This window comes from Neisseria sp. P0021.S006, from assembly GCF_051956895.1.
The window spans coordinates 33,186-42,193 of sequence record NZ_JBQCWZ010000019.1; the positions used below are offsets into that span (position 1 = coordinate 33,186).

Annotated in this window: 9 protein-coding genes and 1 pseudogene; 6 read left to right on the forward strand and 4 right to left on the reverse strand. The window is 49.4% G+C overall.

What is annotated here, in order from left to right; genetic code table 11:
* The first annotated feature begins 4 nt into the window (after positions 1-4).
* From ACTHUM_RS05830 to ACTHUM_RS05845, 4 genes are all read left to right on the forward strand, one after another.
* Complete coding sequence (locus tag ACTHUM_RS05830) at positions 5-328, forward strand: DMT family transporter (protein WP_004520006.1); 324 nt, start codon at positions 5-7, stop codon at positions 326-328.
* 190 nt (positions 329-518) lie between these two features.
* Positions 519-2,309, forward strand: coding sequence for an assimilatory sulfite reductase (NADPH) flavoprotein subunit (locus ACTHUM_RS05835; RefSeq protein ID WP_440361125.1), 1,791 nt, complete (start codon positions 519-521; stop codon positions 2,307-2,309).
* A 449-nt stretch (positions 2,310-2,758) separates the two neighbouring features.
* Entirely contained in the window at positions 2,759-3,265 is a 507-nt protein-coding gene (locus tag ACTHUM_RS05840; RefSeq protein ID WP_003685697.1) for a hypothetical protein, read from the forward strand.
* A 90-nt stretch (positions 3,266-3,355) separates the two neighbouring features.
* A complete protein-coding gene (locus ACTHUM_RS05845) occupies positions 3,356-3,928 on the forward strand; it encodes a hypothetical protein (RefSeq protein WP_004520009.1) in 573 nt (190 codons plus the stop codon).
* 127 nt (positions 3,929-4,055) lie between these two features.
* Here the strand turns inward: ACTHUM_RS05845 and cysI are convergent, their stop codons facing one another.
* The gene (gene cysI, locus ACTHUM_RS05850; RefSeq protein ID WP_070695666.1) at positions 4,056-5,813 is read right to left on the reverse strand and encodes an assimilatory sulfite reductase (NADPH) hemoprotein subunit; all 1,758 of its coding nucleotides are present in this window, start codon (positions 5,811-5,813) and stop codon (positions 4,056-4,058) included.
* 296 nt (positions 5,814-6,109) lie between these two features.
* Between cysI and ACTHUM_RS05855 the strand changes: the two genes are divergently transcribed.
* Positions 6,110-6,736, forward strand: coding sequence for a hypothetical protein (locus tag ACTHUM_RS05855; RefSeq protein WP_004520011.1), 627 nt, complete (start codon positions 6,110-6,112; stop codon positions 6,734-6,736).
* Positions 6,737-6,938: 202 nt separating this feature from the next.
* Here ACTHUM_RS05855 and ACTHUM_RS05860 read toward each other — a convergent pair whose 3' ends face one another.
* From ACTHUM_RS05860 to ACTHUM_RS05870, 3 genes are all read right to left on the reverse strand, one after another.
* Positions 6,939-7,472, reverse strand: coding sequence for an inorganic diphosphatase (locus tag ACTHUM_RS05860; RefSeq protein WP_004520013.1), 534 nt, complete (start codon positions 7,470-7,472; stop codon positions 6,939-6,941).
* Positions 7,473-7,556: 84 nt separating this feature from the next.
* Positions 7,557-8,021 carry a dihydroneopterin triphosphate diphosphatase gene (nudB, locus tag ACTHUM_RS05865; RefSeq protein ID WP_004520014.1) on the reverse strand — a complete coding sequence of 155 codons (465 nt, stop codon included), beginning with the start codon at positions 8,019-8,021 and terminating at the stop codon, positions 7,557-7,559.
* A 137-nt stretch (positions 8,022-8,158) separates the two neighbouring features.
* Positions 8,159-8,812 carry a metallophosphoesterase gene (locus tag ACTHUM_RS05870; protein ID WP_004520016.1) on the reverse strand — a complete coding sequence of 218 codons (654 nt, stop codon included), beginning with the start codon at positions 8,810-8,812 and terminating at the stop codon, positions 8,159-8,161.
* Between the two features lie 86 nt (positions 8,813-8,898).
* On the opposite strand from ACTHUM_RS05870, the pseudogene ACTHUM_RS05875 reads away from it, so the two are divergent.
* A pseudogene (locus ACTHUM_RS05875) lies at positions 8,899-9,008 on the forward strand (D-erythrulose-4-phosphate isomerase 1); the annotation flags it as partial.

Genomic DNA, 9,008 nt, shown 5'->3' on the forward strand with positions numbered 1-9,008 from the left:
TATTATGAGTTGGTTTTATTTAATCTTAGCCGGTATGCTGGAAATCGGCTGGCCATTGGGCTTGAAGCTGGCACAACAGGAAGGCTACCGCTGGCATGGCTTTGCCGCCGCGCTTGCCTGCATCGTCGGCAGCGGATACTTCCTTTACCTTGCCCAAAAAAGTATTCCGATGGGTACAGCCTACGCCGTCTGGACAGGCATAGGCGCGGCAGGGGCTTTTTTGGTAGGCGTTGTATTTTTCAACGATGCTGCCAACTTCGGCCGCTGGCTTGGCGCATTTCTCATCATCTCCGGCGTCGTAGTGATGAAACTCTCCAGCGGAAACTGAAAATCTCGTTTCTATCCAATCCAAGGCCGTCTGAACGAGCATGTTCAGACGGCCTAATACCTTCCCGAATATAACGAAATCATCTTAAATTAAAACCAAGCATTCTTTCCTTTTTTCAGACGGCCTGTTTAAAGTGGCGATTGTCCATTATTCAAACAATCGGTTATAGCCGTCCAACAAAGGAATCCAAATGAGCCAAGCCAATCCGCTTCCACCCGAACTCTCCGTCCAACTCTCCACCCTATCCCCCACCCAACTTGCCTGGCTCTCTGGCTATTGCTGGGCGCAAAGCCAAGGCGTATCCGGAGCAGCAGCCGAACCATCTGCCCTGCAAGCAGCCGCCTCGACAGTCGGCCGCCGCGTATTAGTCCTCTCCGCCTCACAAACAGGCAATGCCCGTAGCGTTGCCGAATCATTACACACCAAACTTCAAGCCGCCGGCGTAGAAGCCCGCCTCAGCAGCACAGGCGATTTCAAAAGCAAGACCCTGCCCGACGAAGACATCGTGCTTTTAGTTACCTCCACCCAAGGCGAAGGCGAACCGCCCGAAGAAGCCCTGCCCCTGTACAAATTCATCTACGGCAAAAAGAAACCTGAACTCAGCAAACTCACCTTTGCCGTCTTAGGCCTTGGCGATTCCTCCTATCCCAACTTCTGCCAAGCAGGCAAAGACTTTGATGCCAAATTTGCTGAACTGGGCGCAGGCCGTCTGAACGACTTGGGCATTTGCGACTTAGAATTCCAAGCCGATGCCGACGCATGGATTGCCGCCGTCGTACCCAAAGTAGCCGAATTAACCGCCCAAGCAGCAAGCCCAAGTATAACCGCTGCACCAAACAGTTCAGCAACACCAAGCAACGACGCCATTTATACCAAAGAAAAACCCTACACAGCCACCCTATCCGTGCGCCAAAAAATTACCTCGCGCGATGCGGAAAAAGACGTCGAACACATCGAAATCGACCTCAGCGGCTCAGGTTTGCATTATCAGGCAGGCGACGCACTCGGCGTATGGCCGCTTAATGCCGCCGACCTCGTCCAAGAAATCCTCGACCTCAACCAACTGACCGGCAGCGAAACCGTCCAACTTTCAGACGACCGCGAAACCGACATCCGCACCGCCCTGACCGAATCCGCAGACATCACCCAAAACACACCGGCATTCGTCCAACAATACGCCGAATTAACAAACAACGAAGAACTCAAAACCATAGTCGCAGATAAAGCCCAACTGGATGCCTACCTCGCCGCCACACCGCCCGTAGGCGTATTTGCCGCCCATCCACACCCACTGGACGCACAAACCCTATACAGCCTATTCCGCCCACAAACCCCGCGCCTTTACTCCATCGCCTCCGCCCAAGACGAAGTCGGCGAAGAAGTCCACCTTACCGTAGGCGTCGTCCGTTTCAACCACTACGACCACACCTACACCGGCGCAGCATCTGGCTACTTGGGCGAACGCCTCGAAGAAGGCAGCGAAATCCGTGTCTTTGTCGAACCCAACCCCAACTTCCGCTTGCCCCAAAACGGCGACACTCCCATCATCATGATTGGCGCAGGCACAGGCGTCGCCCCCTTCCGCTCCTTTATGCAACAACGCGCAGCCAATGGCGACAGCGGCAAAAACTGGCTCTTCTTCGGCAACCAACGCCTGGCCGACGACTTCCTCTACCAACTCGAATGGAGCGATTGGCGCAAAGACGGCCTCCTCACCCGCGCCGACCTCGCATGGAGCCGTCAAGGCGAATACAAAGTCTACGTCCAACACAAAATCACCGAACGCGCCGCCGAAGTTTGGAACTGGCTGCAACAAGGCGCACACATCTACGTCTGCGGCGACGCCGCACGCATGGCACGCGATGTCGAAAACGCCCTGATCGAAGTCATCGAAACCCAAGGCAAACTCAGCCGTGACGAAGCCGAAGACTACCTCAACGACCTGCGCGAAGACAAACGCTACCAACGCGACATTTATTGATTGGATAAACAAAAATAAAGGCCGTCTGAAATTCAGTTTTCAGACGGCCTTTTTAAAGAGCCTGCTCGGATTGTTATCAATTCACCCGGTTTTGCATTATAATTGTGCAAATTTGACTCACTCGAAAGAAAATAAATTGGAAGGATTACAACAACTTGTAGATTTATTGGTGGGTTTTGTCGATTGGATATTGAAATTACTGGCATTCTTGTTTTAAACTACGTTCCATTCTTTTATACATTAAAGACGTATTTTCATCATGCAAACCGCGCAACGCTCTGCTACTTTCTTCTATTGGTACCACACAAACGTGCGGTACTTTTTTGCGCTTGTCTAAAACAGACCAAATTGAAAATACGCAAATTAGAGCCGCCTCATTTGAGCGGCTTTTTTTATACCCACCATGGCCGCTTAAATCCACCCATTTTTAAGAAATAAGGAATACAGCCATGACTGCCTCAACTAAAATCCACAGCCAAACACAAATGTTACACACCTGCCGCATGGTCGTTGACAGCAACAGCCACCACAGCATGCTCAACATGCACACTTTGCCTGATTCGCCTGACAGCCTCATCAGCGAAGCCCTGATTCCGCAAGTACGCACCATCGCGACCTTGATTGCCGCAGAGCGCCACGACTTCAATCAAAGCAGCCCCAACGTTTTTACTGATGAAGCGGATTTCTTCGCAGCGCGTATTTTGGTTTTGGGCGTACGCCGTTTCCATTTGGATATTACCCTGTTGCCCATGCTCAAAACCGCCAACAAACGCGCCGAAGCTTTCGCCAAACGCCATCACATGCCCTTCTCTCCCGCTGAAATGCAAATGTCCCTGCACACCCGCCGCCCTGCCAACCTGCTGATTATCGAAACCGAACACGAAATGCCCGCACTGGGCAATCTGGCTGCCAACAGCCGTGCATTTGCAGCGCAACTTTCCAATATTATTTTGTAAAACTACTTGAAAAACAGGGAAATGGTTTAATATTAGGCGAACACACTCCGCCGAAATCTCGGCAAAGACAAACTTCTCTCAGGAAAAACAATGAAAAAACTGATTGCCTTAGCCGCCCTTTCCACTTTTGCCCTTGCTGCCTGCAAAGACAATACCCAAGCGCAGCTTGAGCAGCAACAAAAACAAATCGAAGCATTACAACAACAGTTGGCACAACAAAACGGCCAACAAGAAGACAATACGGTTTACCAGCTCACGCCTGAAGCCGTGAAAGACACCATTCCTGCCGAGGCACAAGCTAACGGCAACAACGGCCAACCGGTAACCGGTACAGACGGCCAACAATATATCTACGACCAATCCACCGGCAGCTGGCTGCTGCAAAGCTTGGTGGGCGCGGCAGCCGGTGCATTTATCGGCAACGCATTGGCCAACAAATTCACACAGGCAAGCAATCAAAACAGCCCGATTGCACGTCAAGCCCGTGCCAACTATTATCAAACCGCACGTCCAAACAGACGCACCAGCCAACAGCTGAATACGCGCACCCTGCGTGCCCAGCAACAAAACGCTCAACAGCAACAGCGTTACCGCGAAACCGCGCGTCAGCCTTCCAACTACCGCCGCCCAAGTATGGGTCGGGGCTTTGGCCGCCGTCGCTGATTCGGTTTATATTCCATCTTTAATATAAATACGCACAATATAAAAGGCCGTCTGAAAATCTGATTTTCAGACGGCCTTTGGTTTTCTCTATTTTCTTATTGTAGACTTGCGGATCTGGTTGTATGCATTATGCCCAGAAGTCTCGCGGAGCGTCCAATACAGGTTTGACGATGCCGGTACGGATGGCAAAATCGCCAAAACCTTCATCATCTAAACGGTTTCGAGACCAATCTGCCACCCAGCCTTCGACAATTTCAAGGATTTCAGGTTCGGTAATGTTTTCTTTAAACAAACGAGGAATGCGGGTGCCTTCACGGTTGCCGCCTGCGTAAAGGTTGTAGCGGCCGACCGCTTTACCGACCAAACCGATTTCTGCCAGCATGGCGCGGCCGCAACCGTTGGGGCAACCGGTTACGCGCAAAACGATGTATTCGTCTTCCAAACCATATTTGGCGAACATTTCGTCAATTTTATCGGAGAATGTTGGTAGGAAACGCTCAGCCTCCGCCATTGCCAACGGACAGGTCGGCAAGGCAACGCAGGCCATCGAGTTCTCACGCTGGATGGTAATCGATTTGCTGATAAGGCCATGGTCTTTGGCGATTTTATCAATCGTGTCTTTCAATTCGGGCGGTACATTGGCAACCACCAGATTTTGGTTTGCCGTCAGACGGAAGTCGCCGGGATGGATTTTAGCAATTTCGCGGATACCTGTTTTCAACGGCCTACCGGGATAATCGAGCAGACGGCCGTTTTCAATAAACAAAGTCAAATGCCAGTTGCCTTCATGCCCTTGTACCCAGCCGATGTGGTCGCCGCGATGCGTAAATTCGTAAGGGCGGATAGGTTCAAATTTAATGCCCATGCGCCTTTCGACTTCTTCTTTGAACACATCTACGCCGACGCGTTGCAGCGTATAGCGTGTACGCGCTGCTTTGCGGTCGCTGCGGTTGCCCCAGTCGCGCTGGGTGCTGACAACAGCTTCAGCGGCGTTGAGGGTGTATTCGAGCGGAACGAAACCAAATTCGTAAGAAATGTTCGGATAAGTTTTGGTATTACCGTGTTCGCTGGATAAGCCGCCACCGACCAATACATTGAAGCCCACCAACTTGCCGTTTTCTGCAATCGCCACAAAACCCAAATCGTTGGAATGAATGTCCACATCGTTGTCGGGCGGAATTACGACGGCAGTTTTAAATTTGCGCGGCAAATAGGTTTTACCCAAAATCGGCTCGACCTCATCAGCAATTTCTTTATTACGCGGCTCGGTCGGCTCGGTTGTAAACACTTTTTCACCGTCCAGCCAGACATCGGCATATGCCATGGTACGCGGCAGAAGGTGCATACTGATGCGCGCCGCCCATTCATAGGCTTCTTGATGCAACGTGCTTTGCACCGGATTGCTGGTACACAACACATTGCGGTTGACATCGCTGGCTGTGGCAATGGAATCCAAACCAAGTTTGTGCAATGCCTGATGTGCCTGTTTTAAATCGGTTTTCAAAATGCCGTGGTATTGAAAGGTTTGACGGTTGGTCAGGCGGATAGAGCCGTAAATCGTATTTTCACCGGCAAATTTGTCAATACCCAGCCACTGCTTCGGCGTAATGATGCCGCCGGGCAAACGGCAACGCAACATCATGTTTTTTAAGGGTTCAAGTTTTTGTTCGGTACGCTCGGCACGGATATCGCGGTTGTCCTGTTCGTACATGCCATGGAAACGGATAAGTTGAAAGTTGTCGGCAGTAAAGCCGCCGGTAAAATTGTCTTTCAACTCCTCCTTAATCGTACCGTGCAGATAATCGCTGCGCTCTTTCAAGGCTTCGTTGCCGGACAAAGGCGTCTCAGGCAGCTTGGCTCGTGGATCGGTTGTGGTAGCAGTCATTGAAGCACTCCTTATTTTTGGTATAGGCGTTACTTTAATGAGGCCGTCTGAAAATGAGAAAGAATGGTTTGTTTGTTTTAAAGACGATTTTGTTATATTGGCAAAATATCGCACTAACTTATAGACAATTTGAATTTACTATATTTATGTTCTGACTGATGAACGTTGGCAGATCAAAAATAAACTAAATCGATGGCTTACATCATTAGCCTGCGTCAAGCCCGATTTTAATTAAATCCACTATAATCCATTATCTTCCACGGACTTAAACCGTAAAAATACAGCAAGCAAACTTTATGCCTCACTCCCTTATACGCACCTTCGCACAAACCTTTGGTTTTCCCTATACAGAAACGTTGCAGAAACTGCCCCCACTGGAAGGTAACCGTCATCTACATTTGGGTGCATTAGCCGACTTCTACCGCCATATGGACGGCATATGGCATTCCGACAATCTACTTGCCAATTATTGGCTGGAGATGGAAACTCTGTTTTTACAATGGGTGACTTATCCCAAATTGCCCAACAGTTGGCACGATTGGGCCTTCGGCTGGGATAGGAAGACCAAGCAATATCTGCCTACACAAGGCTGGCGTGAAGAATGGGCGATATTTGGCATAATGTTTGACGATTCAATTCTTTTTGCTGATACCACCGCTCCCGGCAGTCCTGTTTATTGGTTGATAATAGGTTACGGTACAATAGAAAAACGCCGCCTTATCGCCCCTTCCGTAGCAATACTAATGCAAACCTTATTGGCAATTTATGATTTTGAGCGCGAATGGCGGAAAGCAGGCGGGGAGTTCTACGATGAAGAAAGCTGCGACATACCTCCAGAATTATATTCTGCTCTGCATGATTTACTACAACGGGAACTGCCACCAGAATGCGCGGCAGGATTTGAAAAAGCGTTTTGGGGCTGATGCTGTAATTGCAATCTAGAAAACCTATTCTCTAGCCGTCTGAAATTTCGGCTTTAGGGAACAATTATTTAAAATAATATGATTGATTCGTTTGAAATATCAGTTTGAAAATGCTTGAAGGATTGATAGGCTGCTGAGATATGAAAAGGCCGTCTGAAAATCTGATTTTCAGACGGCCTTGATATTGGATGGGGCAAACCGATTAGGCTTGTTTGTTCCAACGTTCGATAGATTCTTTGATGACTTGTTTCGCTTCTTCTACATCGCCCCAATATTCAACTTTAGTGGTACCTGCTTTTTTCAGGTCTTTGTAGTGGTTGAAGTGGAACTCGATTTGTTTGATCAGTTGTTGCGGCAAATCGGCCAAAGTTTTGTAGGCGTTGCCGTTGTTACGGTCGTCGGCCGGAACGCAGACGATTTTGTCATCCACTTCGCCGTCGTCAACGAATTTCATCACACCGATAACGCGTGCTTCCAGGAAAATACCGGTTGCCAAAGGCTGCTCGGTCACCAGCAATACATCCAATTCGTCGCCGTCTTCGTCCAAAGTTTGCGGAATGAAGCCGTAGTTGGTCGGTTTGGCGAAAATTGCCGGTTCAACGCGGTCGAGTTGGAAAGCGGCCAGTTTGCGGTTCCATTCGATTTTGTGGTTGCTGCCCGCAGGGATTTCGTTGACAACGTTGATGATGCCGCCGTCCACATCGCCCGGGGTCAGGATTTTATTGAAGTCTGCCATGATGGTTTCCTTTGATTTTAAATAGAGTCAAACGGCGAAAGTATAGCAAACCCAAGGCCGTCTGAAAATGTGAAACTGTCGTATTCAGACGGCCTTTTTGGCATTCAGCCTTTTGACCAGTTCTAAAATTGCGCGTTTATTGGAAGGCGAAAACACTTTTTCTGCCGCTTCTTCCGCACTAAACCAACCGTAGGCAACGTGTTCGTCCGGTTGCAGGACGATAGGCGTATCGCGCGGAATTTGGGCGGAGAAGATGTGTTCGCGGTTTTCAAAAACGCCTTTGGGATAGCGATGGCGCCAGTGATGATAGATTTCATAAACGGTGCTGTCGTGCCAGTTTTCCAGCTGTCCGTCTGCAAGGCGGATACCGGTTTCTTCCCACACTTCGCGCCATGCGGTTTCTTCGATACGCTCGCCCTCTTCCAAGCTGCCGGTAACCGACTGCCAAAAACCTTGCGGCGCCGTGCGTTCAATCAGCAGGATATTGCCGTCTTTATCATACAAAACAACCAAAGCGGAAACGGGATACTTCAAAGGCTTACTGCTCATGACTTGTCCTTGCCGGTTTGGTTGGGGAGGCTGATTTTTTGTAGTAAGTAAGCCAAAAGGTTTTCCATGTATCACTCAAAAATGGGAAATTGATATTCAGACGGCCTTTGCCGGAAATCCGCAAAGGCCGTCTGAAATTATACCTGATTTAACTGCGCCAGTTTCCGAGACACCAGCTCTGCCGCTTCTTCCGGCGAGTTGGCTTTAAATCCTGCTTCACCAAAATACGAAATTTTAGGCAAATCACACAAAAACTTATCGACGTCTTGCGCCGTCAAAAAACGGCCGTGCAAATCGAATCCGACATTTAAAGCACGCCCTTTGATTTCCGCCACCCTGTCATGCAAATGGCCGTACAAGTGATACCAGCCCTGATAGCAGCCGTCCCATTCCTGAATCGGATAGTGAAAGAGAACCAGTGTATTCTTAATTTCCGGCAATTTGAGTTTCAAATACGGCAGTATGGACGACAGCAGCGGATGGCCGTCATGCTTGGTTTGGCTGCGGAAAAAATCGGCATACTGCCGAATCACATGATCATGATTGCCGTAAATCAAGTGATGTTGCCCGTTTAACCGCGACAAAACGCGCTCTATCTGCTTATGGTCTTGGGCAAAGGAAAAATCGCCCAAGTTGTACACCGTATCTTCAGGCGTAACGGTTTCATTCCATATCCGGATTAAAAATTCATCCATCTGCTCCACGTTATCGAACGGTCGAAATTGGGGGCAGAATTTAGCGATGTTTTTATGTGAGAAATGTAGGTCTGATGTGAAGTAGGTTTTGCTCATACCGTGCTTTCTGCGTTGCAGGCTTGAATCGTATCACGCGCGGGCGTATGCTGAGTAATGTTTATTGTGTGCTTCAAGGAGTTTTTATGCGTTTGGTTATTGCCGCGCCGGCCAACGGCGCAATATTGAAAGACGCGCTCAAAGCGCATCTGCAAAACGACCCGCGCGTCAGCAGCTTGGTCGATTTATCCTCGCC

Coding starts and splice junctions, on each gene's coding strand:
- ACTHUM_RS05855 (WP_004520011.1), top strand. CDS start 6,110: ATGCCTCACTCCCTTATACGCACCTTCGCACAAACCTTTGGTTTTCCC.
- ACTHUM_RS05845 (WP_004520009.1), top strand. CDS start 3,356: ATGAAAAAACTGATTGCCTTAGCCGCCCTTTCCACTTTTGCCCTTGCT.
- ACTHUM_RS05830 (WP_004520006.1), top strand. CDS start 5: ATGAGTTGGTTTTATTTAATCTTAGCCGGTATGCTGGAAATCGGCTGG.
- nudB (WP_004520014.1), bottom strand. CDS start 8,021: ATGAGCAGTAAGCCTTTGAAGTATCCCGTTTCCGCTTTGGTTGTTTTG.
- ACTHUM_RS05860 (WP_004520013.1), bottom strand. CDS start 7,472: ATGGCAGACTTCAATAAAATCCTGACCCCGGGCGATGTGGACGGCGGC.
- ACTHUM_RS05840 (WP_003685697.1), top strand. CDS start 2,759: ATGACTGCCTCAACTAAAATCCACAGCCAAACACAAATGTTACACACC.
- cysI (WP_070695666.1), bottom strand. CDS start 5,813: ATGACTGCTACCACAACCGATCCACGAGCCAAGCTGCCTGAGACGCCT.
- ACTHUM_RS05870 (WP_004520016.1), bottom strand. CDS start 8,812: ATGAGCAAAACCTACTTCACATCAGACCTACATTTCTCACATAAAAAC.
- ACTHUM_RS05835 (WP_440361125.1), top strand. CDS start 519: ATGAGCCAAGCCAATCCGCTTCCACCCGAACTCTCCGTCCAACTCTCC.